This window comes from Enterobacter sp. HMSC16D10 (assembly GCF_001807145.1).
GTDB classification, from domain to species: domain Bacteria; phylum Pseudomonadota; class Gammaproteobacteria; order Enterobacterales; family Enterobacteriaceae; genus Enterobacter; species Enterobacter roggenkampii.
In genome coordinates, this window is sequence record NZ_KV787835.1 from 1 (window position 1) to 26,433 (window position 26,433).

The following is a 26,433-nucleotide window of genomic DNA, read 5'->3' on the forward strand; positions in this document are numbered from 1 at the left end:
CCATTTCATCGTCCAACAAAATGGGTGCAGTACACACTGGAGCTTTATGCCGGGTACCTATCAGGGTGCAGAAGCCGGGGCTAACTTTGACTACGGTGACGCAGGTGCGCTGAGCTTCTCCTATATGTGGACCAACGAGTACAAAGCACCGTGGCACATTGAAATGGACAAGTTCTACCAGAACGATAAGAAAACCAAAGTCGATTACCTCCACTCGCTGGGTGCGAAATACGACTTCAAAAACGATCTGGTTCTCGAAGCGGCATTCGGCCAGGCGCAAGGGTATATCGATCAATACTTTGCCAAGGCCAGCTATAAGTTTGATATTGCGGGTAGCCCGCTGAGTACCAGCTACCAGTTCTACGGTACGCGCGACAAAGTCAGTAACGGTGGCGTCAATGATATCTACGACGGCACCGCGTGGCTGCAGGCGTTAACCTTCGGCTACAAGGTCGGTCAGGTTGATTTGCGTCTGGAAGGCACATGGGTGAAAGCGGAAGGGCAGCAGGGCTACTTCCTGCAGCGTATGACCCCGACCTATGCTTCCTCCAACGGTCGTCTTGATATCTGGTGGGATAACCGCTCCGATTTCAACGCCGACGGTGAGAAGGCGGTCTTCTTCGGCGCCATGTATGATCTGAAAAACTGGAACCTGCCGGGCTGGGCGGTGGGCGCTTCTTATGCTTACGCCTGGGATGCAAAACCAGCCGACATGGCAACACCGGATGCTTACTACGATCCAAACTATCGCCTGAAAGAGTCTTCCTACAGCCTGGATGCTATCTATACCCTGCAGGATGGCCGCGCGAAAGGCACGATGTTCAAACTGCACTTCACCCAGTACGACAACCACTCCGATATCCCGAGCTACGCGGGCGGTTACGGCAACATCTTCCAGGATGAACGTGACGTGAAATTCATGGTTATCGCACCGTTCACCATCTTCTGATGAATCGTCCGGCGGGTTAGATCCCGCCGGACCGGAGACTGCAAATGATGAAAAAAATCGTAATCGTCGCGCTGTTGGCATCGGGGCTGGTGGCGTGTGCCCAGACTCAGGCACCGAAAGAGGACTCCCGTCTCAAGGAGGCCTACAGCGCCTGCATTAATACTGCGGAAGGTTCGCCGGAGAAGATTGAAGCCTGCCAGAGCGTGCTGAACGTGCTGAAGAAAGAGAAAGCGCACGAGCAGTTCGCGACGCAGGAGAATGTCCGCGTGATGGATTACCAGGCCTGTATCCAGGCACGTAAAACCGGTAACGATCAGGAAGTGGCGCAGCGTTGCGACAAGATCTGGAACGAGATACGCAATAATAATAAATAAGTTGCTTTACGCCCGGTGGCACTGTGCCACCGGGCTTTTTTCTGGCAAAAAAAAGCCAACCTTACGGCTGGCTCAGAGTATGAACACTCACTTATTTTGCGTCATGCGCATGTTCATTTTCGCGGCAATCGCCTTCAGCGCAGTGACCATAAAGGTACAGGCTGTGGTTGGTCAGACGGATGCCGTGACGCGCGGCGATTTCACGCTGGCGCGCTTCGATAGAGTCATCGCTAAATTCAATGACCTTGCCACAGTCGAGGCAGATCAGGTGATCGTGGTGCTGCTGCTGGGTCAGTTCGAAGACAGATTTACCACCTTCGAAATTATGACGGGTGACAATGCCCGCGTCATCAAACTGGTTCAGCACGCGATAGACGGTAGCCAGCCCAATCTCTTCACCCATGTCGATAAGACGTTTATAAAGGTCTTCCGCACTGACATGGTGATTGTCTGGACCCTGAAGCACTTCGAGGATTTTTAACCGAGGAAGCGTAACTTTCAGGCCAGCCTTCTTTAATGCGGTATTGTTGTCAGTCATGCGGAATCTGTCCTGTTGCTAAACGATTCACTTCTGTAGGAAGTGACAGAAAATGCACCCGGGATAATGCGTCTCATTATAGAACTGCCATGGCTAAATGAAAACTGCAAGTCTCAGGCAAAATATGCTTATAAAAATGGGGTATCACCAACAAACTTGCTCGGTGGAAAACCACATTTTATCAGGGAGACATTGTACAGGTCTGGGCGAAAAAGTTAAAAGATTGTAGCAATTAATTTAATCGGTTTGACCTGGTGCGCGGGCGCAACCGCCGTTGCGCCGCGATAAAAATCAGGCGTTGAGAATATCGTCCAGGTGCAGTTCTTCACGGATCTGCTTAACCCATTTCTCGACGCGCTCTGCAGTCAGTTCTGGCTGACGGTCTTCGTCGATGGCCAGACCCACGAAATGATCGTCATCGGCCAGGCCTTTGGACGCTTCGAAGTGGTAACCGGCGGTTGGCCAGTGGCCGACGATTACAGCGCCATTCGGCTCAATGATGTCGCGGATGGTACCCAGCGCGTCACAGAAGTACTCGGCGTAGTCTTCCTGGTCGCCACAGCCAAACAGGGCAACCAGCTTACCGTTGAAGTCCACTTCTTCCAGCGTCGGGAAGAAATCATCCCAGTCGCACTGGGCTTCGCCGTAGTACCAGGTCGGAATACCCAGCAGCAGAATGTCATAGCCTTCGAGATCTTCTTTGCTGCTCTTGGCGATGTCATGCACATCAGCAACGTCTTTACCGAGCTGTTTCTGAATGTTTTTCGCGATATTTTCGGTATTGCCGGTATCACTGCCAAAGAAAATGCCGATGATTGCCATGAGTAAAATAACCTCTTGAAACTTAATAGTATGGTGGCGCAATTCGGCCACGGATAAGGGCAATAATAGCAGAACTGGCAACCCTGCGGAAACAGCTATCGCGCAGGACTGCACTCTGTGCTACATGAAAAGGGTAATTAAGGGAATTTTCAGACTTATGCCTGGCTGCGCAGCATCTCAAGCTGGGCGATCAACATCTCTTCAATGAGCTCGCTGCGGCTAATATTTCGCGCGTCGGCCAGCTCGTTAAGCGCATCGACCGCGTCGGCGTTGAGCTTCAGTTCGACACGCTTAAGCCCACGATTTTTATCGCGTTTAAGCTGATTGCGTTTATTGATACGCAGCTGTTCATCGCGCGAAAGCGGATTCGTCTTCGGTCGTCCCGGGCGACGCTCATTCGCGAACAGATCTAGTGTCGTACGGTCCGTTTGTTCTTTGGCCATGATTCTGAGACTTCGGGGGAAACACGCCGCCCTGCTAATGCCCGGGCGATAAGCGCGCCATCATACATCACCAAAAACGGCGCGCCAACGACTGGAAGCCCGCAGCCTTCCAGTCGCTCTCTTTTTAATCAATTTGCAGTATCAGCAAGATAGCGGCGAATGGCGCGCAGCACGGCGTCAGGTTTTTCCGCATGAACCCAGTGTCCGGCTCCGGCAATGACGTGGGCGCGAGCCTGCGGGAATTGCGCCAGTATGGCGTCGCGGTACGCGTCGGTAACGTAAGGGGAATTACCGCCGCGAATAAAGAGGGTAGGGTGTGGCCAGGCGGGGACGGTTTCCCACCCCACGATATTGTTGTACTGGTTCCAGAGCACCGGCACGTTAAAACGCCACTTGCCGTCAACAAATGACTTCAGCAGGAACTGGACGACGCCTTCTTCATCAAGATGCTCACGCATGACGGCAGCCGCCTGCTGACGCGTCGCGACACCCGCTTCGGTGACCGCATTGATGGCGGCAAAAATTTCGTCGTGACGGCGGACGTCGTAATCCACGGGCGCAACATCAATCACCACCAGGCCGTTAATACGCTCCGGGGCCAGCGCCGTAAGGGCCATCACCGCTTTACCGCCCATTGAATGCCCGATGAGGGTCACCTTTTGCAAGTGGTTGGCATCCAGCGTATCCCGCAGATCCTGCGCCATCGCGGCGTAGGTCATCTCGTCGGAACGGCCAGAAAGACCGTGATTGCGCATATCAACCTGAAGAATATCGTGGTCGGTAACCAGATCGCGCGCCAGCACGCCCAGGTTATCCAGGCTGCCAAAAAGCCCGTGAACCAGTACGATGGGAGAATTATTGTTCGGCGATTGTGCAGTTTGCGCTCGGGTATTCAATTTCATGGCAAAGTTCTTTTTTTACGTATGTCAGGTTAGGGTATCATGTTGACCATTCTGCCGCCCGGCTGCAAGGTTCCAGTTTAATCTGACTTTTGCCGCCAACCTGGTTTGACGCTATCCGCTGTTGGGATTTGACCTTATAATCCCAATGACTTGTATTCAGATAAGATATCGCACTGGATTAAGATGAAAACAATCGAAGTTGATGACGAACTCTATCAGTATATTGCCAGCCAGACGCGGCATATCGGGGAGAGCGCGTCCGACATTTTACGGCGCATGCTTAAAATTTCCGCCGCTTCACAGCCTGCTACCCCAGTCACCAAAGATGTCGTGTCTCAGCCAAGCGTTGTTGCACAAGCAAAACCTGCCGTGACACCGGCAAAAGATAAAGTGCGCGCGATGCGCGAGCTGCTGCTCTCCGATGAATATGCGGAGCAAAAAAAGGCGGTTAACCGCTTTATGCTGGTGCTGTCTACACTTTATTCACTGGATAACAAAGCGTTTGCTGAAGCGACCGAGTCGCTGCACGGTCGTACTCGCGTCTACTTCGCGGGCGACGAGCAGACGCTGCTGCAAAATGGCAATCAAACCAAACCCAAACATGTTCCTGGCACCCCGTACTGGGTGATCACCAATACCAATACGGGCCGCAAGTGCAGCATGATTGAACACATCATGCAGTCCATGCAGTTCCCGGCGGAATTGATTGAGAAGGTTTGCGGTACAATTTAACCCTTGCATCAGAAGGACCCGGTAATGGCAAATCACAGCCGTGCAGGCCAACCTGCACAACAAAGCGATTTGATTAACGTCGCTCAGCTGACCGCGCAGTATTACGTGCTGAAGCCGGTCGTGGGCAACGCAGAACACGCAGTGAAGTTTGGTACATCTGGTCACCGCGGCAGCGCGGCTCGCCACAGCTTTAACGAACCGCACATTCTGGCCATTGCTCAGGCCATTGCGGAAGAGCGCGCTAAAAATGGCGTTACCGGTCCTTGCTACGTGGGGAAAGATACCCATGCGCTGTCTGAACCGGCCTTTATCTCCGTGCTGGAAGTTCTGACTGCGAACGGCGTCGATGTGATTGTTCAGGAGAACAACGGCTTCACCCCAACGCCTGCGGTCTCTAACGCCATCCTGGTGCACAACAAAAAAGGTGGCGCGCTGGCTGACGGTATCGTGATCACGCCATCCCACAACCCGCCGGAAGACGGCGGCATCAAATACAACCCGCCTAACGGTGGCCCGGCAGACACTAACGTCACCAAAGTGGTGGAAGATCGTGCGAACGCCCTGCTGGCTGACGGTCTGAAAGGCGTGAAGCGCATCTCTCTGGATGCGGCCATGGCGTCCGGCCACGTAAAAGAGCAGGATCTGGTTCAGCCGTTCGTGGAAGGGCTGGCGGAGATCGTCGATATGGCGGCCATCCAGAAAGCCGGCCTGAAGCTGGGCGTGGATCCGCTGGGCGGCTCCGGTATTGAATACTGGAAACGTATCGCCGAGCACTATAAGCTGGATCTGACCATCGTGAACGATCACGTCGATCAGACCTTCCGCTTTATGCACCTGGACAAAGACGGCGCGATCCGCATGGACTGCTCCTCCGAGTGCGCGATGGCGGGCCTGCTGGCGCTGCGTGATAAATTCGATCTGGCGTTTGCGAACGACCCGGATTACGACCGTCACGGTATCGTCACTCCTGCCGGGCTGATGAACCCGAACCACTATCTGGCTGTTGCGATCAACTACCTGTTCCAGCACCGTCCGCAGTGGGGCAAAGAGGTGGCTGTCGGTAAGACGCTGGTTTCCTCCGCGATGATCGACCGCGTGGTCGAGGCGCTGGGCCGCAAGCTGGTGGAAGTACCTGTGGGCTTCAAATGGTTTGTTGACGGTCTGCACGACGGCAGCTTTGGCTTCGGTGGTGAAGAGAGCGCGGGGGCCTCTTTCCTGCGCTTCGACGGCACGCCGTGGTCAACCGATAAAGACGGCATCATCATGTGCCTGCTGGCGGCGGAAATCACCGCGGTCACCGGTAAAAACCCGCAGGAACATTACAACGACCTGGCAGCACGCTTTGGTGCGCCAAGCTATAACCGTATTCAGGCCAGCGCAACGTCTGCCCAGAAAGCGGCCCTGTCCAAACTCTCTCCGGAGATGGTCAGTGCAAGCACTCTGGCGGGCGATCCGATCACCGCGCGTCTGACGGCGGCACCGGGTAACGGTGCGTCTATTGGTGGTCTGAAAGTAATGACCGAAAACGGCTGGTTCGCTGCGCGTCCATCCGGTACGGAAGATGCGTATAAAATCTATTGCGAAAGCTTCCTCGGCGCTGAGCATCGTCAGCAGATTGAGAAAGAAGCGGTAGAGATTGTCAGCGAAGTGCTGAAAAACGCGTAAGTGCGGTTTGTGTGCCGGGCGGCACTGCGTTTGCCCGGCCTACAACAACGATCGTAGGCCCGGTAAGCGCTAGCGCCACCGGGCTTTTTTTCAACTGTGCTTATTCTTCAATTCAAACCGTGGCGACACCAGACCGTACAGCGTCCAGCCCATAAAGGTCACCATCGCACCATACAGCATCGCTTCCTGGCCGGAGGAATAGAGCGCATAGAAGCTGTAGATTGCGCCAATCAGCGCCACGATATTGGCCGCACGCGCCTTGCGCGGATCCACCTTCGCAACCTTCTGAATAATCACTAGCGCCGCCATCGACAGAATATACGGAATGATGTTCGTCACCACCGCCAGGTTGACCAGCACGTTGAACTGGCTGTTCAGCGACGGGCTAATGGTCATCAGCGACAATCCACTCTGGAAGATAACAATCGCCAGCATGCCCTGCACCGGCGCATCGGCTTTGGTGACGCGGGAGAAGATTTTGGGGAAGTAACCTTCATCAGCCGAAGATTTAAATACTTGTGCGATGGTGAACTGCCAGCCAAGCAGTGAACCGCAGCATGACATGACCATCAGACCCATAATCACTTTCCCGACTTCCGGCGTGAACATCTGCGCGAAGGCCAGTCCGAACGGCGCCGTGGAGTTGGCCAGATCCATGTTCGGAACGATGCCCGCAATGACGTTTGTCGAGACGATATAGATCACCGCCGCGCCCAGCGTACCGCCGAGGACCGCAATCGGCACGTTCTTTTCAGGGTTATCAACCACTTCTGCGTTCGCGCAGGCGGATTCCAGGCCCAGGAAGGCCCAGAGCGTCATGGCGATAGAAGAGCCGACTGCGCTGAAGAACGGCACATGGTGCGGGTTCCAGGAGTTGGCGTACAGGGTCGGGCTGAACCAGAACCAGCCGATGATGCACAGGCCGACAACCGGAATAATCACGCCCCAGACGGTGATGCTGGAGAGCTGTCCGGTGATACGCGCCCCGCCAAAGTTAGCCACGGTGCAGATCCACAACACGCCGATGGTGGCCAGGCCAATCTGTACCGGGCTAAGCGTCGCGCCAAACAGCTCCGTACCGTAGCCCACGGCGGAGATGGCAATCGCCACGTTGGCGATCAGCAGTGACACCCCGTAGGTATAGTTGGCCATAAAGTTGCCCGACTTGCCAAAGGCATACTCGGCGTAGCCCCCCATGCCGCCTGACTTGCGGCTGAACATCCCGCACTTGGCAAATGCCCACGCAAGCGCCATCGAGCCGACGGCGGTCACCAGCCAGGAGATAATTGAAATGGTTCCTACTTCGGCAAGCTTGGTGGGCAGCATAATGATCCCTGAACCCATCATGTTCACCATGGTGAGGATGGTCAGCTGCACCACGCCCATCTTATTGGACTTACTCATAATTTCTCTCCTTTCAGCAGCGCGGGCTGAGCGGCGGGTTGTTTGATGACGTTACAGCGAACCTGTTTGCGACCCTCGCACTCTTCGACGTACACACCCTGCAGCTCCGGCGCGAAGCCCGGCAGCAGGTTGATGCCTTCTTCCAGCGCGGCGAAGTAGCGCAGCACGGAGCCGCCCCAGACCTCCCCTGGAACCACGCACAATACCCCCGGTGGATAAGGGAGGGCGCCTTCGGCGGCGATGCGGCCTTCCGCGTCGCGCAGGGAGACCAGTTCCACTTCTCCGCGCAGATAGGCGTAGTTCGCGTCCTGCGGGTTCATCATCACCCGCGGGAAATGGGACTTGCGGAACATCTCTTTCTGCAGCTGTTTGACATTGTGACGGGCGTACAGGTCGTGCATCTCCTGGCAGATCTGGCGCAGGGTGTAATCCGCGTAACGTTCCGGATGTTGTCTGCAGATGGAAGGCAGCACCTCTTTTAATGGAGCATCGCTCTCGAGCAGTTTTTCGAAACGCACCAGCTGCGCCACCAGCTGCTGCAGCTTGCCCATATCTTCCGCAGGCGTGAGCAGGAACAGGATCGAGTTGAGATCGCATTTCTCCGGCACGATGCCGTTTTCACGCAGGAAGTTGGCGAGGATGGTGGCGGGCACGCCAAAGCCGTCATACTCCCCGGTGCGGGCGTTAATGCCCGGCGTGGTCAGCAGGAGCTTGCACGGGTCGATAAAATACTGATGCTCGGCGTAGCCTTCAAAAGCGTGCCAGTTTTCACCCGGTACGAAGTGGAAGAAGCGTAGATCGGTCGCAATCTCCGCCGTGTCCCAGCTTTCCCACGGACGGCCATCCACCGTCTCCGGCACGAAGGGGCGCAGATACCGGCAGTTCTCCAGAATCAGCTTGCGCGCTTCGATACCGTTCACCACGCAGTCCATCCACATGTTGCGGCCGCTCTGGCCTTCATGCATACGGGCGTTGATGTCCAGCGCGGCAAACAGCGGATAAAACGGGCTGGTGGAGGCGTGCATCATAAAGGCATTATTCAGCCGCTTATGCGGGACATAGCGCTGCTGACCTTTGATGTGGCTGTCTTTCTTGTGAATTTGCGAGGTCTGGGAGAAGCCGGCCTGCTGTTTATGCACCGACTGGGTAACCAAAATCCCCGGGTCGTTTTCGTTCAGCTCCAGCAGCAGCGGCGAGCAGTCGGCCATCATTGGAATAAACTGCTCGTAACCCACCCAGGCCGAGTCAAACAGGATGTAATCACACAGGTGCCCAATCTTATCCACCACCTGGCGAGCGTTGTAGATGGTGCCATCGTAGGTGCCCAGCTGGATCACCGCCAGACGGAACGGACGCGCATCGCGTGCACGACCGGGTGCGACTTCTGCCACCAGCTCGCGAAGATAGCTTTCTTCAAAACAGTGGGCGTCAATGCCGCCGATAAAGCCGTACGGGTTGCGCGCGGTTTCCAGATAGACCGGCGTTGCGCCTGCCTGAAGGAGGGCACCGTGATGGTTGGATTTGTGGTTATTACGGTCGAACAGCACCAGGTCGCCCGGGGTGAGCAGGGCGTTCAGCACCACTTTGTTGGATGACGAGGTGCCGTTGAGCACGAAATAGGTCTTATCGGCATTAAAGACCTTCGCCGCATGCTGCTGTGCGATGCACGGCGCGCCTTCGTGGATCAGCAGATCGCCCATTGCCACGTCGGCGTTGCACAGATCGGCGCGGAAAAGCGTCTCGCCAAAGAAATCAACGAACTGATTACCGGCAGGATGGCGGCGGAAGAACTGGCCGCCCTGATGCCCCGGGCAGTCAAACGCGCTGTTGCCCTGTTTTACATAGTCGACAAGGGCGCGGAAAAACGGCGGACGCAGCTGGGTTTCATACTTCAGGGCAGCCGCCTCCAGCTGGCGTCCATAAAAGTCGTTGCTGGTGTCTGAATACTCAAATACGCCATGAATGCGCGATAAATAATCTGCCGGAATGAATTCTTCTTTATGCGTCGCGACAAAAACAGGAATGCCAAATCCGGTGGCTTCTATTTCTTCCAGTATGCCGTCGGTAATATCACTGACCGCCAGCACAATAGCGGCAACGTCGATATAATCCGAGGCCCGGACATCCACCAGTTCACGCTGGGTGGTAAAGCAATCAGGACAGGCGCGGCTGGCTGCGATTTTTAAACTTTTCATCTTTCTCTCTTTATTTTAGGTAATAAGCGTCCCTCGATTTCTTGCAAAAAAGAAATCGATAATTTTCCGGAAAAAAAGCAAAGGGTGGCCGCTGATTAAAATCAGTACATTGCTTTTTTGATGATTGAAATTCAGTCCGCCCGGTGCGGATGGGTCTGAATCAAAATGAATGAGCGCACGCGTTCACAGGCAATGGCCTGTAAAATAAGATGTTTCAGGATAACCTGTAAGTGAGTGCGCCAGAAGTCGAAGGACTACCGGGCATTAAAGAGATGAAAGTCAAAGCAGTTTCGGTGGGCAAACATCATGATATGTGTTGTCCGCCTTATATGGGGCATTAAACGATTGTTGTTTTCCATGATTTATTTTCCTTTCAGTAATTGAAAGCACGGTCATTTTATCCAGGAAAACGCGATTAACTGTGAAGGAGATCACCGTTAACCGATCATTTTAGAAATAAATAGTCGTTTTTGATGAATATCGCAGATCAAAATTCTGATTTGTTGGTATCGGGTTAACAGGATGTATTGCAAATGTTTTAAATGGACATAAATAACCCAAAAAATATCGAGTGGATTATTTATGAAATATTTTCTGAGAGGTTTTGATTTTATTTAAAAATAAAATGAATAGTTATTCAGAGCATAAACCGATAACCGATACCGGTTTCAGTTAATAAATGGCGAGGGCGAGCGGGGTCGACTTCGAGTTTCTGACGAAGATGGCCCATATATATGCGTAAATAGTGACTATGTTCCACGGCGTTGGGTCCCCACACCTGACTTAACAGCTGGCGCTGGGTGAGAACCTTGCCGTGATTGTTGAGCAGCACGGCGAGCAGGCGAAATTCGATGGGCGTGAGGTGAATTTCCTCTTCGCCGCGCACAATGCGCCGCGCGGCCAGGTCAACCCGGATATCCCCAAACGTGTAGGTTGGATCGGCAGGCGTGGTGGCGCTGTGGCGACGCAGCGCCACGCGCAGGCGAGCCTGTAGCTCGCCGATGCCAAACGGTTTAATCAGGTAGTCATCCGCCCCGGCATCCAGCGCGGCGATTTTATCCGTCTCTTCAGTACGGGCGGAGAGCACGAGGATCGGCATCTGGCTCCACTGACGGACTTCACGAATAAAATCGATGCCGTCACCGTCCGGGAGACCCAGATCGAGGATCACCAGGTCCGGCTTGCGGGTGGCGGCTTCAATTAACCCCCGCTGAAGCGTACCTGCATCATGGACGCGCAGACCGTCTCCTTCCAGCGCAGCGCGCAGAAAACGGCTAATGGCGATCTCATCTTCAACAATCAGAACGTTGATCACAAATCCTCTGGTAATTCATTAAGTTCTGGCGGGGTTTCCAGAGGAAGTGTAACACAAAAACGCGCACCGCCTTCCGGACGATTCTCCGCGGAAATGGCCCCGCCGTGGACGTCAATGATCGCCTGGCAAATGGCCAGCCCCAGCCCCACGCCCGGAATGGCCGACTCCTTATTGCCGCGCGCGAATTTCTCGAAAATAGCCGACTCCTGCCCGGCAGGAATGCCCGGGCCGGTATCCCAGACGTTAAGGCGAAGCGCGCCGTCGTCCACCGTCGCATCCACCCCAATCTGCGCGCTGGCGCCCGCATATTTGGCGGCATTTTCCAACAGGTTGATCAGCACCCGTTCAAACAGCGGACCATCAACGTGAATTAAGGTCAGGGGTTCAGGCATGTTCAGCGCAATATGTCGCCCGCCCAGGCCGGGCTCGAGCATTTTCAGCGCGCTGCCCACCACCTCTTCCAGCGTGAGCCACTCTTTTTTGAGGTTAAAACCGCCCGACTGGATACGCGCCATGTCGAGCAGGTTATTCACCAGGCGCGTGGTATTCAGCACGTGCTGGCGGATCTCGCTGGCCTGAAGGGCATGCTTCGAGCCTTCCGCCGCCAGGTCCAGCGTCAGAATTTCTGACTGACCAAACAGGACGGTGAGCGGGGTACGCAGATCGTGAGAGAGCGCCGCCAGCAGCGAGTTACGAATGCTTTCACGCTCGCTCGCCAGACGGGCCTGTTCCTCGCTGGCGGTGAGGGCCAGTCGTTCCAGCGCGCTGGCCACCAGTAGGGTAAAGGTCTCCAGCAGTCGCTGCTGTTCGGGAATCATCAGCTGGCGCAGGTTGGAAGGCTCCACGATGACCAGCCCCTGATTTTTATCGGCGCTGCGCAGGGGCAGAATTTGGTAGGGCACGCCGGGGAGGGTGTCGGTCCCTGCGCCCGCCGGTAAGCCTTTGTCAAAGCTCCAGCGCGCGATGGCTTCGTCCCAGGGCGTCATGCCTGTGGCGGAGGTCAGCGGGCGCAGCTTGCCGTGTTCGTCCGGGAGTAAAATCAGGTTGCTGGCATGAAACGTCGAGCGGATAAACTGCTCGCTGGTCTGCACGATATCCAGCGGCGTGCGGCCCACCGCCAGCGATTTCGACATCTCATAGAGATGGCGCGTGCGCTGTTCGCGATAGCGGGCGATGCGCGCCTGATAGCGCACGCCCGCCGTCAGATTGCCGATCACCAGCCCGACGGTGAGCATGACGGCAAAGGTGAGGATGTACTGCACGTCCGAGACGGCTAGCGTCCCGCGGGGGGCAATAAAGAACAGATCGAAGCTGATGACGTTGATCACCGTCGCCAGGACCGACGGCCAGCGCCCGTAGAAGAGCGCCACCACCACCACGCCTAAAAGGTAGATCATCACCAGGTTGGCGGCATCAAACGCGATCAGCCACTGGCTGGCAATCACGGTAATCAGGGCGCAGAGCACGACGGCGACGAGACAGCCGCGAAGCTGAATGCGCCATTTATCGCTGAAGGTACGGCTGTCCGGCGCGCGATTGGGTAAGGGGGTAGGTTTGTCGTCCAGCGCCACGATCACCAGATCCAGATCCGGCGCGCGACGGGCCAGCTTGTCGGCAAAGGATTCGCGGCTAAACCAGCGCCGATGCTGACGACGGCCAATGACGATTTTCCCCAGGTTATGCTCGCGCGCGTAGCGCAGAATCGCTTTATCTTCCTGCGGATCGGAAAGGGTGGCGGTCTCCGCGCCCAGCTCCTGCGCCAGGCGCAGCGAACTCAGGATCGCGCGGCGCTGGTTTTCGGGCAGCGCGTGCAGCTGCGGCGTTTCAACATACACCGCATGCCAGACGCTGCCAAATTTGGCTGCCAGGCGCGCGGCGGTGCGGACAAGCTTTTCATTGCCGCTGCCGTGCCCCACGCACAGCAGGATGGCGTCCCGCGTGTGCCAGACGCGCTCCTGGCCCTGCAGGTCGCGCCAGGCGCGCATCTGATCGTCGACGCGATCGGCAGTACGACGCAGAGCCAGCTCGCGCAGGGCAATCAGGTTACCTTTACGGAAGAAATGTTCGATGGCGCGCTCGGCCTGGCCGGCGATGTAGACTTTGCCTTCATGCAGGCGCTGGCGTAAATCATCGGGGGGCAGGTCGACCAGCACCACCTCGTCCGCGGAATCAAAGAAGGGATCCGGCACCGTCTCTCGCACCTGAATGCCGGTCACGCCGCTGACCACGTCGTTCAGGCTTTCGAGATGCTGAACGTTAACCGTGGTGAACACATCGATACCGGCTTCAAGTAATTCTTCAACGTCCTGCCAGCGTTTGGGGTGGCGCGAGCCTGGCGCATTGCTGTGCGCCAGCTCGTCCATCAGGATAAGCGCGGGGCGGCGGGCGAGGGCGGCATCGAGATCGAATTCGGTGACTAACCGACCGCGGTGGCTGATGCGGCGGGGCGGCTGGGTAGCCAGCCCCTTCAGCAGTGATGCCGTCTCTTTACGTCCGTGGGTTTCAACCACGCCGATCAGAATATCGAGCCCCTGCGCCCGAAGCCGCTGGGCTTCCGTCAGCATGGCGAAGGTTTTCCCGACGCCCGCGCAGGCGCCGAAGAAAATTTTCAGTTTGCCGCGATGGGCCTCAGCTGTTTGTTCGAGCAGCCTGTCCGGATCCGGGCGCATGGGCTCGTCGGTCATTTAGTTTTTCCTTAGCGCGTCCAGCGCCAGATTCAGCTCAACAATATTTACCACGGGCATGCCGATGAAGCTGACCAGCGGCTTTTGCGTGTGCTCTGCCACAAGCCTGCTCACCTGTTCGACGGTCAGCTGACGGGCAGCGGCGACGCGCGGGATCTGCCATGCCACGGCTGCTGGCGTCAGGCTGTAGTCCAGTCCGCTGGCCGAGGCGGTTACCAGCTCCACGGGAACGTCACGGCTGGCCTGCGGATTCGCGGCGCGCAGGGCTGCCACGCGCTCAGCGACGGCTTTGTCCAGCTCGGGGTTGCTGCCCGCCAGGTTGCTGCCGCCGGATGCCATCGGATTATACGGGCTTTCGGCAGTGGCGGAAGGGCGTCCCTGGAAGTAGCGGGCATCCGTAAAGTTCTGACCAATCAGGCGAGAGCCGCGGTTTTCACCGTTTTGCAGTATCAGCGAGCCGTTGGCCTGATCCTTAAACCACCACTGGCCCAGCGCGGTGGTCACCAGCGGGTACAGCCCGCCGGTAATGAGAGACAGCAGTATGAACAGAAGTATAGCGGGGCGTAACATTGTCATTTGATTCACCTTTTAAACCAGGCCGAACAGCGTCAACAGCAGGTCGATAGCCTTGATACCGACGAAGGGCACCACCAGCCCGCCCAGGCCGTAAATCCACAGGTTACGGCGCAGCATGGCGGCCGCCGTGAGCGGCTTATAGCTCACGCCCTTCAGCGCCAGCGGGATCAGGAAGACAATAATCAGGGCGTTAAAAATCACTGCGCTCAGAATGGCCGAGGCCGGAGAGTGCAGGTGCATCACGTTCAGGGCGTTTAATTGCGGATAGGTCGCAGCAAACGCGGCCGGAATGATGGCGAAATACTTCGCCACGTCGTTGGCGATACTGAACGTGGTCAGCGAACCGCGCGTCATCAGCATCTGCTTGCCGATGTGCACCACTTCAATCAGCTTGGTCGGGTTAGAGTCGAGGTCGACCATGTTGCCCGCCTCTTTTGCGGCCTGGGTTCCGGAGTTCATCGCCACCGCCACGTCGGCTTGTGCGAGGGCAGGGGCATCGTTGGTCCCGTCGCCGGTCATCGCCACCAGACGGCCTTCCGCCTGATACTGACGAATCAGTGCCAGCTTGGCTTCCGGGGTGGCTTCAGAAAGGAAATCATCCACGCCCGCTTCGGCGGCAATCGCCGCGGCGGTAAGACGGTTATCCCCGGTGATCATTACCGTTTTGATCCCCATTTTACGCAGCTGGGCAAAGCGCTCTTTGATGCCGCCTTTGACGATGTCCTTCAGGGCAATGACCCCGAGCACGCGCGCGCCTTCGGCCACCACCAGCGGCGTCGCCCCCTGACGGGCCACGCTTTCGACCAGGCTGTCCACTTCCGGCGGGAAGTGGCCGTTGTTAGCCTCGATGTGGCGGCGGATCGCGTCAACCGAGCCTTTACGGATCATGCGATCCTGAATGTTAATTCCGCTCATGCGGGTTTGCGCCGTAAAGGGCACGAACGTGGCGTGCAGGCTCTGAACGTCGCGCTGGCGCAGGTTAAAGCGCTGCTTGGCGAGGATCACGATACTGCGGCCTTCCGGGGTTTCATCGGCAAGGGATGAGAGCTGCGCGGCATCCGCCAGCGTTTTTTCATCCACGCCCGGGGCGGGTAAGAAATCCGACGCCTGGCGGTTACCGAGGGTAATGGTCCCGGTTTTATCCAGCAGCAAGACATCCACGTCACCGGCGGCTTCCACCGCACGCCCGCTGGTGGCGATGACGTTGGCACCGAGCATACGGCTCATGCCGGCCACGCCGATGGCCGACAGCAGGCCGCCGATGGTGGTGGGGATCAGACAAACCAGCAGCGCCACCAGCACCGTGACGGTGACCGCGGTACCGCCATAGGCAGAGAACGGCCAGAGCGTCGCGGTTGCCAGCAGGAAGACAATGGTCAGGGCCACCAGCAGGATGGTCAGGGCAATCTCGTTTGGCGTTTTACGACGCTGTGCGCCTTCCACCATGGCGATCATCCGGTCGAGGAAGGTTTCACCCGGGTTAACGCTGCACTGGATCACCAGCCAGTCGGAGAGAATGCGCGTCCCGCCCGTCACGGAGGCGAAATCGCCGCCGGACTCACGGATCACCGGCGCGGATTCGCCGGTGATGGCGCTCTCATCGACCGATGCGCCCCCTTCAATAACTTCGCCGTCGCAAGGGATGATGTCACCGGCTTCCACCAGCACCACATCGCCTTTACGCAGTTCATCTGCCGGAACGTGGTCCATCTGCGCGCCGTACTTCGGCTCACGTAGCTTGCGTGCGAAGGCGGTCTTTTTCACCCCTTTCAGGCTGTTGGCCTGGGCTTTGCTCCGGCCTTCCGCCAGCGCTTCTGCAAAGTTGGCGAACAGCACGGTAAACCACAGCCACAGGCTGATGGCGCCGGTAAACATCGCATTTCCCGGCATATGGCCCGTTCCCATGGCAATCGCCAGGGCGGTGGTCAGGACGCTTCCCGCCCAGACGATAAACATCACCGGGTTGTGCCACTGCACGCGCGGGCTCAGCTTTTTCACCGCATCCATGAGCGCCTGGCGAACTAATGACGGTTCGAACAGGGCCAGTTGTTTACGACTCATGACAATTTCTCCGCAAAATCAGCGTAAAGAGAGGTATTCCGCGACCGGGCCTAACGCGAGGGCGGGGATAAAGGTCAGGGCGCCGACCAGCAACACGGTGCCCGTCAGCAGGCCGATAAACAGCGCGCCGTGGGTCGGTAACGTTCCGGTGGTGGTCGGTTGGATTTTTTTGTTCACCAGCGATCCGGCTATCGCCATAACCGGCACAATGATCCCGAAGCGGCCCACAAACATGCAGAACGCCAGCAGACAGTTCCAGAACGGAGAGTTGGCGCTTAAGCCTGCAAAGGCGCTGCCGTTGTTGTTGGCGGCAGAGGAGACGGCATACAGCACTTCGCTAAAACCGTGAATGCCGGGGTTAAAGATGCCGCTGCGTCCAGCCTCGGTCATCAACGCCAGCGCGGTGCCGAGCAGCACGAGAGTCGGGGTGACCAGAATCGCCAGTGCGGTTAACTTCATCTCGCGAACGTCGATCTTTTTACCCAGATACTCCGGGGTGCGGCCAATCATCAGACCGGCAATAAACACCGCCAGCAGCACGAACAGCAGCATGCCGTAAAGACCGGAGCCCACGCCGCCAAACACCACCTCGCCAATCTGCATCAGCCACATCGGGATCATGCCGCCCAGCGCCGTAAAGGAATCATGCATGGCATTGACGGCCCCGCACGACGCTGCCGTGGTGACCACCGCATACAGGCTGCTGGCGAGAATGCCAAAGCGGCTCTCTTTACCTTCCATGTTGATTGCGCTATCTGCACCCAGTGAGAGGAAGTGCGGATTACCCTGCCATTCGGCCCACATCACCAGCGCAACACAGACCACAAAGATCAGCGACATGGTCCAGAGCAGGGTACGCCCCTGACGGCGATCGTTGACCACGTCGCCAAAGGCAAAGCAGAGCGCGGCGGGGATCAGGAAAATCGCCAGCATCTGCACAAAATTGGTCAGGGCGGTCGGGTTTTCGAACGGGTGCGAGGAGTTGGCGTTGAAGAAGCCGCCACCGTTCGTCCCGAGCATTTTGATGGCTTCCTGCGACGCCACTGGCCCCATCGGCAGGAGCTGTTTTGCGCCTTCCAGCGAGGTATAAGGTGCGTAAGGCAGCAGGTTTTGCAGGGTGCCCTGCTGAATGAAGAACAGTGCGATCAGCAGCGCAATCGGCAGCAGGATCCACAGCGTAATGCGCGTCAGATCCACCCACGCGTTACCCAGCGTGCTCACTTTCTGGCGCGCAAACGCCCGCGTTAGCGCGAAGATCACCGCAATACCGCTGGCGGCAGAGAGGAAGTTCTGCACGGTTAACCCGACCATCTGGCTGAAGTAGCTGAGCGTGGTTTCACCGGCATAGGACTGCCAGTTGGTGTTGGTGACAAAACTGACCGCCGTGTTTAGCGCCAGATGCCAGGACAGGCCCGGTAACTGCTGCGGATTCAAAGGCAGGACACCCTGCAACATCAGCATGGCAAAAAGCGCGATGAGGCCAACGATATTCAGCAGCAGAATGGCGATCAGATAGTCACGCCAGTTCATCTCCCGATCGTCTATACCCAGTACGCGCCAGATCCCTTTTTCAACGCTTCCCGTGCCGGGCAGGGGAACGTTATTGATCAGCCGTGCCAGCCCCGAGCCCAGTGGCCTTGCCAGGACGAACAACACCACTAAGAAACTGGCAATAAGCAAAAACGCCTGAGCAGCCATCAGAATGCCTCCGCATTAATCAGGGCATAAACCAGATAACCCAATAACAGGAACACCAGCACGATGCCAGCAATGAGACCTGCACTCACAATCCACCTCCGGGTGACTTTTGTTGTTGTGCTAACGGTAGGATTTATGGCGCAAAGATTTCGCAAAAATGAGAAGGGCGGGTGTAAAAAAAGTATAAAAATGGCAAAGCCCACAATTTAACTATTGATAAGTAAATCGTTAACTTTTTTGTAACTTAATTACGGCGTGAATGTAAATTTTGGCTAAACGGACGAAAATAAGTGGTCGGATGAGTAGTAAAATTACAAACAAAGCGATATTATTTTAGCCAGGTCACAGATTTTGAATTTTCCGGATGACGTTTCCGGCCAACTATAGGGGAGAAAAATATGGATCTTTATAAAGAGTTTCCGGCTCATATCGTGTTCATGCGCCGCGCTTTCGCCGTAGTGGCTGGCGTGCTGGCTCTGCCGGTGATGCTGTTCTGGAAAGATCGTGCACGTTTTTATAGCTATTTGCACCGCGTCTGGGCGAAAACCAGCGAGAAGCCGGTGTGGATGGATCAGGCCGAGAAAGCGACCTGCGATTTTTACTGATACTAAGACGACACCCAGAAAAAAACGCCGGGGGGAGCGATAGCCCCTCGTCAGGGTTTACAGGCACATAATAGCCGTCTTTCTTGCCGGGTGACGCTGCGCTTACCCGGCCTACACAGGGCAAAGAGATCAATGCATTGCATGTTTCATTGTAGGCCCTTGCAAGCGTAGCGCCGCCGGGCGAAATGCACAGCATGCACCTTGTCATTAGTCTGTAAGGCCGCCTTGGGCGGCCTTTTTTATTTCATCCCGTCTACACTTCATGGCAAAGTAGTTCAATGCATGCTTTTTCCTTTTACGGCATGCCCTTATGGACATAATGGACAATAGCCTGGAGTTTTATGCCCACCCATCTGGTTTGGTTTCGCGCGGACCTGCGCGTACATGACAACTTCGCACTCGCGGCAGCCTGCCGTTCCGATGACGCCAGCGTGCTGGCGCTGTTTATCGCTACGCCCGAACAGTGGCAGCAGCATGATATGGCCCCGCGGCAGGCGGCTTACCTCAAATCGCATCTGAACGATCTGCAACACTCACTGGCTGAAAAAGGTATCCCGCTGATCTACAAAGAGGTCAGTGACTTTGCCGCGCAGCTTAAGATGTTGCGGGAGGTATGTCAGCAGAACGGCGTCACGCATCTTTTTTATAACTACCAGTACGAGCTGAACGAACGGCTGCGGGATCGCCAACTGGAGAACATTCTGGGCGAGGTGGTTTGTGAAGGATTTGATGACAGCGTAATGCTGGCACCGGGCAGCGTCATGACCGGCGGCCATGAAATGTATAAAGTGTTCACGCCGTTTAAAAATGCTTTTGTTAAACGTCTGAAAGAGGCGCTGCCGGAGTGCGTACCCGCACCCGCAGCCAGAGGGGAAGCTATAACCACGCTGCCTGAATTAACGTTTAACTATCCCCAACAGGCATTCGATGAGCTTCTGTTCCCCGCAAACGAGAAGGCAGCAATTGCGAAGCTGCGCCAGTTTTGCAAACAGGGCGCGGGAGAGTACGACGCGCGCAGGGATTTCCCGGCGATTGAAGGGACAAGCCGCTTATCGGCAAGCCTGGCGCTGGGCGTACTCTCTCCTCGCCAGTGTTTACATCGTCTTCTGGCCGAGCAGCCGCAGGCGATGGACGGTGGGGCGGGTTCGGTGTGGCTGAACGAACTCATCTGGCGTGAATTCTATCGCCATCTGATGACGTATCATCCCGATCTTTGTAAGCATCGTCCGTTCATCCCCTGGACCGACAACGTAAAATGGCAGCACGATGAGGCACGTTTACAGGCCTGGCAAAAAGGGGAAACGGGCTATCCGATTGTTGATGCCGCCATGCGCCAGCTGAATGAAACCGGGTGGATGCACAACCGCCTGCGAATGATTACCGCCAGCTTTCTGGTGAAGGATCTGCTTATCGACTGGCGTATCGGAGAGCGCTATTTTATCTCTCAGCTGATCGACGGCGATCTCGCTGCGAATAACGGCGGCTGGCAGTGGGCGGCCTCTACCGGCACCGATGCGGCTCCCTATTTCAGGATTTTTAATCCGACCACTCAGGGGCAAAAATTTGATGCCAACGGCGACTTTATCCGCCGCTGGTTGCCCGCGCTCAGGAACGTTCCTGCGAAAGCGATCCACGACCCGTGGGCATGGGCGGATAAACAGGGCGTAAAGCTCGATTATCCCCGCCCGATTGTTGACCATAAACAGGCGCGCACCGCCACGCTGGCGGCGTACGAAGCCGCCCGAAAAGTTTGAGAGCATAAAGATGAAAAACAGTGAACTGGAACGCCTGATTAACGAAAAACTCAATACCGCCTCCTTTAGCGACTACGGCCCAAATGGCCTGCAGGTAGAAGGGCGCGAAACGGTGCAGAAAATTATCACCGGCGTCACGGCAAGCCAGGCGCTGCTGGACGAGGCTGTCCGTCAGGAAGCCGATGCGGTGATTGTCCATCACGGCTACTTCTGGAAAAACGAATCACCGATTATTCGCGGCATGAAGCGCAACCGCCTGAAAACGTTGCTGGCAAATGACATCAACCTGTACGGTTACCACCTGCCGCTGGACGCACACCCGGAACTGGGCAACAACGTTCAGCTTGCGCAGCTGTTGGGAATTACCGTAATGGGCGAAATCGAGCCGCTGGTGCCGTGGGGCGAGCTGGCGATGCCGGTTCCCGGACTGGAGCTGGCCTCGTGGATTGAAGCGCGCCTGGGGCGTCGCCCGCTGTGGTGCGGCGATACGGGCGCGGACCTGGTAAAACGCGTTGCCTGGTGCACCGGGGGCGGGCAGGGCTTTATCGACAGCGCCGCGCGCTTCGGTGTTGATGCCTTTATCACCGGCGAGGTTTCCGAGCAGACCATTCATTCGGCGCGTGAACAGGGGCTGCATTTCTACGCGGCCGGTCATCATGCCACCGAGCGCGGCGGCATTCGGGCCCTCAGCGAGTGGCTGACGGAAAATACCGATCTGGATGTAACCTTTATTGATATCCCTAATCCGGCCTGATGAGAGGTGCCTGAGTGCAGCGAGCGCGTTGTTATCTTCTGGGAGAAACGGCAGTGGTTCTGGAGCTCGAGCCGCCGGTGACCCTTGCCACGCAAAAGCGTATCTGGCGGCTAACCCAGCGTCTGGTCGATCTGCCGGACGTGGTTGAAGCCATTCCGGGGATGAATAACATCACGGTGGTGCTGCGTAGTCCGCATACGCTGGCGCTGGATGCCATCGAGCGTTTACAGCGCTGGTGGGAAGAGAGCGAGGCGCTGGAGCCGGAATCGCGTGCCATTGAGATCCCGGTCGTTTATGGCGGTACGGGGGGACCGGATCTTGGTGTGGTCGCAGACCATTGCGGGCTCACCGAAAAGCAGGTGGTTGAACTGCACAGTTCGGTGGATTACGTCGTCTGGTTCCTGGGATTCCAGCCCGGATTCCCGTATCTGGGGGGATTATCTCCCCGGCTGCATACGCCGCGCCGCGCTGAACCGCGCCTGAGCGTACCGGCGGGGACGGTCGCGATTGGTGGCGAGCAGACCGGCGTATATCCGCTGGCTTCGCCCGGTGGTTGGCAGCTTATTGGGCATACCTCCACCCCGTTATTTGACCCCGCGCTGGCGTCGCCAATACTCCTGCGCCCGGGCGACACCCTTCGCTTTATCCCGCAGAAGGAGGGGGTATGTTAACGCTTATTCGCGCCGGGCTTTACACCTCCGTACAGGATGCCGGGCGCTTTGGCATGCGCCAGTCCGGCGTGAGCTATTGTGGCGCGCTGGACCGTCCAGCGCTGGAAATTGCTAACGTGCTGGTGGGCAACCCCGGCAGCACGGCGGCGCTCGAAATTACGCTCGGCCAGTGTGTCATTGAGTTTGGTCAGGAGACCTGGTTCGCGCTCACCGGCGCCGGCTGTGATGCCACGCTGGACGGCAAAGCGGTGTGGACCGGCTGGCGTCTGCGGGCGAAAGCCGGGCAGCGTCTGACCTTAAAGCGTCCTCTGCACGGCGTGCGTAGCTATCTCGCGGTGGCTGGCGGCATTGATGTGCCTGAGGTGCTGGGCTCATCCAGTACCGATCAGAAAGCCGGGATAGGCGGTCACGAAGGACGTCTGTTGCGCGACGGCGATCGCCTGGCGATTAAGCCCTCTTCGCGTCACTTCTCGACGGCTCAGGGGGTGAAACAACTTCTCTGGGGAAACCAGATCCGCGCCTTACCGGGGCCGGAATATCATGAGTTCGACGAGGCCTCAAAAGAGTCTTTCTGGCGCGCGCCGTGGAAGCTTAGTCCGCAGAGTAACCGAATGGGCTATCGTCTGCAGGGGCAGCCGCTGATCCGGACCACCGACCGGGAACTGCTCTCCCACGGTTTGTTGCCCGGCGTGATTCAGGTTCCAGGCAACGGGCAACCGATCGTCTTAATGAACGACGCGCAGACGACGGGGGGCTATCCGCGAATTGCCTGCATTATTGAAGCCGATCGCTACCATCTGGCGCAAATTCCCCTCGGTCAGCCGATTCACTTCGTGCAGTGTTCGCTGGAGGAAGCGCTAAAGGCGCGGCAGGATCAGCAGCGCTATCTCGAACAGCTGGCGTGGAGGCTCGATGGTAAAGATTGATTTAAACGCCGATCTGGGCGAGGGCGGCAGCGCCGACGCGGCGCTGATGACGCTGGTCTCTTCGGTCAATATTGCCTGCGGCTTTCACGCGGGCGATGCGCAAACCATGCTGGAGAGCGTGCGTCATGCCATCAAAAATGGCGTGGCGATTGGCGCTCACCCGAGCTTCCCTGACCGGGATAACTTTGGTCGCACCGCGATGGACCTGCCGCCTGAGACGGTCTACGCGCAGGTGCTCTACCAGACTGGCGCGCTGGAGGCGATGGTTCGCGCCGGGAAGGGCGTACTGCGTCACGTGAAGCCGCACGGTATGCTCTATAACCAGGCGGCAAAAGACCCGGTGCTGGCGGCGGCGATTGCCCGTGCGGTGCGGGACTGTAATCCGCAGCTGATTCTGGTCGGCCTGGCGGGCAGTGAGCTTATTCGTGCCGGAGAACGGCTGGGGCTGACCACGCGGCAGGAGGTGTTTGCCGATCGGGGATACATGCCGGACGGCAGTCTGGTTCCGCGCACGCAAGCCGGTGCGCTGATTACCGATGAAGCGAAAGCGCTGGCGCAGACGCTGGAGATGGTGCGCTACGGGCGAGTGACCGCCGTGGATGGCACAACGGCGCACGTTCAGGCTGATACGGTATGTTTACACGGCGATGGCGAGCATGCGCTCCAGTTCGCGCGCCGCCTGCGGGCCGCGTTCGCTGAAGAGGGCATTCTTGTCAGCGCAGATTAATCATAAAAGGACAGAAAAATGCCAGAAGGCCCGGAGATCCGCCGCGCGGCGGATAGCCTCGAGGCGGCGATAAAGGGCAAACCGCTGACGGAGGTCTGGTTTGCTTTTCCTCAACTGAAACCGTTTGAATCACAGCTGGTGGGGCAGTCGGTAACGCATATTGAAACGCGCGGCAAAGCGTTGCTCACGCACTTTTCCCATAACCTGACGTTATATAGCCATAACCAGCTTTACGGCGTGTGGCGCGTGGTGGAGGCGGGTGAACAGCCGCAAACGACCCGCGTGCTGCGCGTCAGGCTGCAAACGGCGGATAAGGCGATCCTGCTCTATAGCGCCTCTGATATCGAAATGTTAACGCCTGAGCAGTTGCTCACGCACCCGTTCTTACAGCGGGTTGGGCCGGACGTGCTGGATATGCGCCTGACGGCGAGCGATGTGAAGGCCCGGCTGCTATCGCCCACATTCCGCAACCGGCAGTTTTCCGGCCTGTTCCTTGACCAGGCCTTTCTCGCCGGGCTTGGCAACTACCTGCGGGTGGAGATCCTCTGGGAAGTCGGGCTGGCACCGCAGCACAAAGCTTCTCAGCTGAGCGATGAACAGCTGGAGGCGCTGTCCCACGCGCTGCTGGACATTCCGCGGCTGTCGTACAACACGCGTGGCATCGTAGATGAAAACAAGCACCACGGGGCGCTGTTCCGGTTCAAGGTGTTTCATCGGGCGGGGAAGAAGTGCGAGCGGTGCGGCGGGATTATCGACAGGATTATGCTCTCTTCGAGACCCTTTTACTGGTGTCCACATTGTCAAAAATAAAAAAGCCGGGTGGCGGCTACGCCTTACCCGGCCTATGTTTCGCATTTGTAGGCCCGGTAAGCGGTAGCGCCACCGGGCTTAACTTTTAGCGCTTCAGGTCAGACTTAAAATCACGCTGCTCGTAGCCGGTATACAGCTGACGAGGACGGGCGATCTTCATGCCTTCGCTGTGCATTTCGTTCCAGTGCGCAATCCAGCCTACGGTACGCGCCATGGCGAAGATCACGGTGAACATGGAAGACGGAATGCCCATCGCTTTCAGAATAATGCCAGAGTAGAAATCGACGTTCGGGTAGAGTTTCTTCTCGATGAAGTACGGGTCGTTCAGCGCGATGTGTTCCAGCTCCATCGCCACTTCCAGCAGGTCATCTTTGGTACCCAGCTCTTTCAGCACTTCGTGGCAGGTTTCACGCATCACGGTGGCGCGCGGGTCATAGTTTTTGTAAACACGGTGACCGAAGCCCATCAGGCGGAAGGAGTCATTCTTGTCTTTCGCGCGACGCACGAACTCAGGAATGTGCTCAACGGTGCTGATCTCTTCCAGCATCTTCAGCGCCGCTTCGTTGGCGCCGCCGTGCGCCGGTCCCCACAGGGAGGCAATGCCCGCAGCGATACAGGCGAACGGGTTCGCGCCTGAAGAGCCTGCGGTACGAACGGTTGAGGTCGAGGCGTTCTGTTCGTGGTCAGCATGCAGGATCAGAATACGGTCCATCGCGCGTTCCAGAACCGGGTTCACTTCGTACTCTTCGCACGGCGTGGAGAACATCATGCGCAGGAAGTTGCCCGCGTAGGAGAGGTCGTTACGCGGATACACAAACGGCTGGCCGATGGAGTATTTGTAACACATCGCCGCCATGGTAGGCATTTTGGACAGCAGACGGTAAGCGGCGATTTCACGGTGACGCGGGTTATTCACGTCAAGGGAGTCGTGGTAGAACGCTGCCAGCGCACCGGTAATCCCGCACATCACCGCCATTGGGTGAGAGTCACGACGGAACGCATGGAACAGACGGGTAATCTGCTCATGGATCATGGTGTGACGGGTCACGGTGGTTTTAAATTCATCGAACTGGGCCTGCGTCGGTTTTTCGCCGTTCAGCAGGATGTAGCACACTTCCAGATAGTTGGATTCGGTGGCTAACTGATCGATAGGGAAGCCGCGATGGAGCAGGATACCTTCGTCACCGTCGATAAAGGTGATTTTGGATTCGCAAGATGCGGTAGAGGTAAATCCAGGGTCAAAGGTGAATACCCCTTTGGAACCCAGCGTACGGATATCAATAACATCCTGACCGAGCGTGCCTTTTAGCACATCCAGTTCAATAGCAGTGTCACCATTTAGGGTGAGCGTTGCCTTTGTATCAGCCATTTACGGTCTCCTTAGCGCCTTATGCTTAAGACTGCGCTTTACCGGATTTGCTTTCAGCTGTTAATCACCGTTACCAGATTGTTATTTGGCTTACCGCTCAGCTCACGAGGACAAACCAGGGTACAGAGCTATGGCGCCTTGCAGGTAAACGAATGAAATTTCAGTGAAACAACAGCAAATCAGCGTTTTTGCAGTCCGAATTATTCAAACCTGTATATCACTAATAACTGTCCTGATAACTTCGGTCAATACCATCACACTGTTACATAACTATTTGTCAGGTGAAAGAGAGACCTCATAACTTTTGCGCATTATATGCCTTTTCTGATGACGTTTGTAACAATATTGTTTAACATTTGTCAAATCAGATGATTAAAAATTAAAAAGATGTTGTTATCGTGACCCTGATCACTGTTCCAGAGAAAACCCGACAAACTGTATGTAGGTTAATTGTAATGA

General features: G+C 56.8%; 24 protein-coding genes and 1 pseudogene. 11 read left to right on the plus strand and 14 right to left on the minus strand.

The window, feature by feature from the left end; all coding sequences use genetic code 11:
* Positions 1–949: pseudogene (gene chiP / locus HMPREF3143_RS03950) on the plus strand (chitoporin); the annotation flags it as partial.
* A gap of 47 nt (positions 950–996) precedes the next feature.
* Positions 997–1,323 carry a ChiQ/YbfN family lipoprotein gene (gene chiQ / locus HMPREF3143_RS03955; protein ID WP_070531919.1) on the plus strand — a complete coding sequence of 109 codons (327 nt, stop codon included), beginning with the start codon at positions 997–999 and terminating at the stop codon, positions 1,321–1,323.
* 91 nt (positions 1,324–1,414) lie between these two features.
* On the opposite strand, the gene fur is transcribed toward chiQ, so the two are convergent.
* The 4 genes from fur to ybfF all read right to left on the minus strand — a co-directional run bounded on the left by fur (position 1,415) and on the right by ybfF (position 4,028).
* Entirely contained in the window at positions 1,415–1,861 is a 447-nt protein-coding gene (fur, locus tag HMPREF3143_RS03960; protein ID WP_008501066.1) for a ferric iron uptake transcriptional regulator, read from the minus strand.
* A 291-nt stretch (positions 1,862–2,152) separates the two neighbouring features.
* Positions 2,153–2,683, minus strand: a complete 531-nt coding sequence (gene fldA, locus HMPREF3143_RS03965) for a flavodoxin FldA (protein WP_008501067.1) — start codon at positions 2,681–2,683, stop codon at positions 2,153–2,155.
* Between the two features lie 155 nt (positions 2,684–2,838).
* Positions 2,839–3,126, minus strand: a complete 288-nt coding sequence (gene ybfE, locus HMPREF3143_RS03970; RefSeq protein WP_008501068.1) for a LexA regulated protein — start codon at positions 3,124–3,126, stop codon at positions 2,839–2,841.
* A 128-nt stretch (positions 3,127–3,254) separates the two neighbouring features.
* Positions 3,255–4,028 carry an esterase gene (gene ybfF, locus HMPREF3143_RS03975; protein ID WP_008501069.1) on the minus strand — a complete coding sequence of 258 codons (774 nt, stop codon included), beginning with the start codon at positions 4,026–4,028 and terminating at the stop codon, positions 3,255–3,257.
* A 183-nt stretch (positions 4,029–4,211) separates the two neighbouring features.
* Here ybfF and seqA point away from each other — a divergent pair, with 183 nt between their 5' ends.
* Both seqA and pgm read left to right on the plus strand, forming a co-directional pair.
* Positions 4,212–4,760 (plus strand): replication initiation negative regulator SeqA, encoded by a 549-nt coding sequence (gene seqA / locus HMPREF3143_RS03980; RefSeq protein WP_008501070.1) that lies wholly within the window; start codon positions 4,212–4,214, stop codon positions 4,758–4,760.
* A 24-nt stretch (positions 4,761–4,784) separates the two neighbouring features.
* Positions 4,785–6,425 carry a phosphoglucomutase (alpha-D-glucose-1,6-bisphosphate-dependent) gene (gene pgm / locus HMPREF3143_RS03985; RefSeq protein WP_023343591.1) on the plus strand — a complete coding sequence of 547 codons (1,641 nt, stop codon included), beginning with the start codon at positions 4,785–4,787 and terminating at the stop codon, positions 6,423–6,425.
* A gap of 90 nt (positions 6,426–6,515) precedes the next feature.
* On the opposite strand, the gene potE is transcribed toward pgm, so the two are convergent.
* The 9 genes from potE to kdpF all read right to left on the minus strand — a co-directional run bounded on the left by potE (position 6,516) and on the right by kdpF (position 18,447).
* Complete coding sequence (potE, locus tag HMPREF3143_RS03990) at positions 6,516–7,829, minus strand: putrescine-ornithine antiporter (RefSeq protein ID WP_008501072.1); 1,314 nt, start codon at positions 7,827–7,829, stop codon at positions 6,516–6,518.
* Entirely contained in the window at positions 7,826–10,024 is a 2,199-nt protein-coding gene (speF, locus tag HMPREF3143_RS03995; protein ID WP_023326913.1) for an ornithine decarboxylase SpeF, read from the minus strand. The genes potE and speF overlap by 4 nt, the downstream gene beginning before the upstream one ends.
* A gap of 254 nt (positions 10,025–10,278) precedes the next feature.
* On the minus strand, positions 10,279–10,383 hold the full coding sequence (gene speFL / locus HMPREF3143_RS24565) for a leader peptide SpeFL (RefSeq protein ID WP_003858645.1): 105 nt from the start codon (positions 10,381–10,383) through the stop codon (positions 10,279–10,281).
* A gap of 278 nt (positions 10,384–10,661) precedes the next feature.
* The gene (kdpE, locus tag HMPREF3143_RS04000) at positions 10,662–11,339 is read right to left on the minus strand and encodes a two-component system response regulator KdpE (RefSeq protein WP_008501074.1); all 678 of its coding nucleotides are present in this window, start codon (positions 11,337–11,339) and stop codon (positions 10,662–10,664) included.
* The gene (gene kdpD, locus HMPREF3143_RS04005) at positions 11,336–14,023 is read right to left on the minus strand and encodes a two-component system sensor histidine kinase KdpD (RefSeq protein WP_023326914.1); all 2,688 of its coding nucleotides are present in this window, start codon (positions 14,021–14,023) and stop codon (positions 11,336–11,338) included. The genes kdpE and kdpD overlap by 4 nt, the downstream gene beginning before the upstream one ends.
* Positions 14,024–14,599 (minus strand): potassium-transporting ATPase subunit KdpC, encoded by a 576-nt coding sequence (gene kdpC / locus HMPREF3143_RS04010; RefSeq protein WP_023343593.1) that lies wholly within the window; start codon positions 14,597–14,599, stop codon positions 14,024–14,026. It lies immediately after the preceding gene.
* 12 nt (positions 14,600–14,611) lie between these two features.
* Positions 14,612–16,660 (minus strand): potassium-transporting ATPase subunit KdpB, encoded by a 2,049-nt coding sequence (gene kdpB / locus HMPREF3143_RS04015; RefSeq protein ID WP_070531854.1) that lies wholly within the window; start codon positions 16,658–16,660, stop codon positions 14,612–14,614.
* A gap of 18 nt (positions 16,661–16,678) precedes the next feature.
* The gene (gene kdpA / locus HMPREF3143_RS04020; RefSeq protein ID WP_070531857.1) at positions 16,679–18,358 is read right to left on the minus strand and encodes a potassium-transporting ATPase subunit KdpA; all 1,680 of its coding nucleotides are present in this window, start codon (positions 18,356–18,358) and stop codon (positions 16,679–16,681) included.
* The gene (kdpF, locus tag HMPREF3143_RS04025; RefSeq protein ID WP_014069365.1) at positions 18,358–18,447 is read right to left on the minus strand and encodes a K(+)-transporting ATPase subunit F; all 90 of its coding nucleotides are present in this window, start codon (positions 18,445–18,447) and stop codon (positions 18,358–18,360) included. Before kdpF ends, kdpA begins: the two co-directional genes overlap by 1 nt.
* Before the next feature lie 309 nt (positions 18,448–18,756).
* Here kdpF and HMPREF3143_RS04030 point away from each other — a divergent pair, with 309 nt between their 5' ends.
* The 7 genes from HMPREF3143_RS04030 (at position 18,757) to nei (ending at position 24,605) form a co-directional block, all read left to right on the plus strand.
* Positions 18,757–18,963, plus strand: a complete 207-nt coding sequence (locus HMPREF3143_RS04030; RefSeq protein WP_008501079.1) for a YbfA family protein — start codon at positions 18,757–18,759, stop codon at positions 18,961–18,963.
* A 341-nt stretch (positions 18,964–19,304) separates the two neighbouring features.
* On the plus strand, positions 19,305–20,717 hold the full coding sequence (phrB, locus tag HMPREF3143_RS04035) for a deoxyribodipyrimidine photo-lyase (protein ID WP_039024417.1): 1,413 nt from the start codon (positions 19,305–19,307) through the stop codon (positions 20,715–20,717).
* Between the two features lie 10 nt (positions 20,718–20,727).
* Positions 20,728–21,471 (plus strand): type 2 GTP cyclohydrolase I, encoded by a 744-nt coding sequence (locus HMPREF3143_RS04040; protein ID WP_021241021.1) that lies wholly within the window; start codon positions 20,728–20,730, stop codon positions 21,469–21,471.
* A 14-nt stretch (positions 21,472–21,485) separates the two neighbouring features.
* Positions 21,486–22,142: a 5-oxoprolinase subunit PxpB gene (gene pxpB / locus HMPREF3143_RS04045; protein WP_045407779.1), complete on the plus strand. Its 657-nt coding sequence runs from the start codon at positions 21,486–21,488 to the stop codon at positions 22,140–22,142.
* Positions 22,136–23,068 (plus strand): 5-oxoprolinase subunit PxpC, encoded by a 933-nt coding sequence (gene pxpC, locus HMPREF3143_RS04050; protein WP_021241019.1) that lies wholly within the window; start codon positions 22,136–22,138, stop codon positions 23,066–23,068. Before pxpB ends, pxpC begins: the two co-directional genes overlap by 7 nt.
* A complete protein-coding gene (gene pxpA, locus HMPREF3143_RS04055) occupies positions 23,055–23,795 on the plus strand; it encodes a 5-oxoprolinase subunit PxpA (protein ID WP_025912732.1) in 741 nt (246 codons plus the stop codon). Before pxpC ends, pxpA begins: the two co-directional genes overlap by 14 nt.
* Positions 23,796–23,813: 18 nt before the next feature.
* Positions 23,814–24,605, plus strand: coding sequence for an endonuclease VIII (gene nei, locus HMPREF3143_RS04060; protein WP_021241018.1), 792 nt, complete (start codon positions 23,814–23,816; stop codon positions 24,603–24,605).
* Between the two features lie 85 nt (positions 24,606–24,690).
* On the opposite strand, the gene HMPREF3143_RS04065 is transcribed toward nei, so the two are convergent.
* Positions 24,691–25,974, minus strand: coding sequence for a citrate synthase (locus HMPREF3143_RS04065; protein ID WP_008501086.1), 1,284 nt, complete (start codon positions 25,972–25,974; stop codon positions 24,691–24,693).
* Positions 25,975–26,433 lie beyond the last annotated feature (459 nt).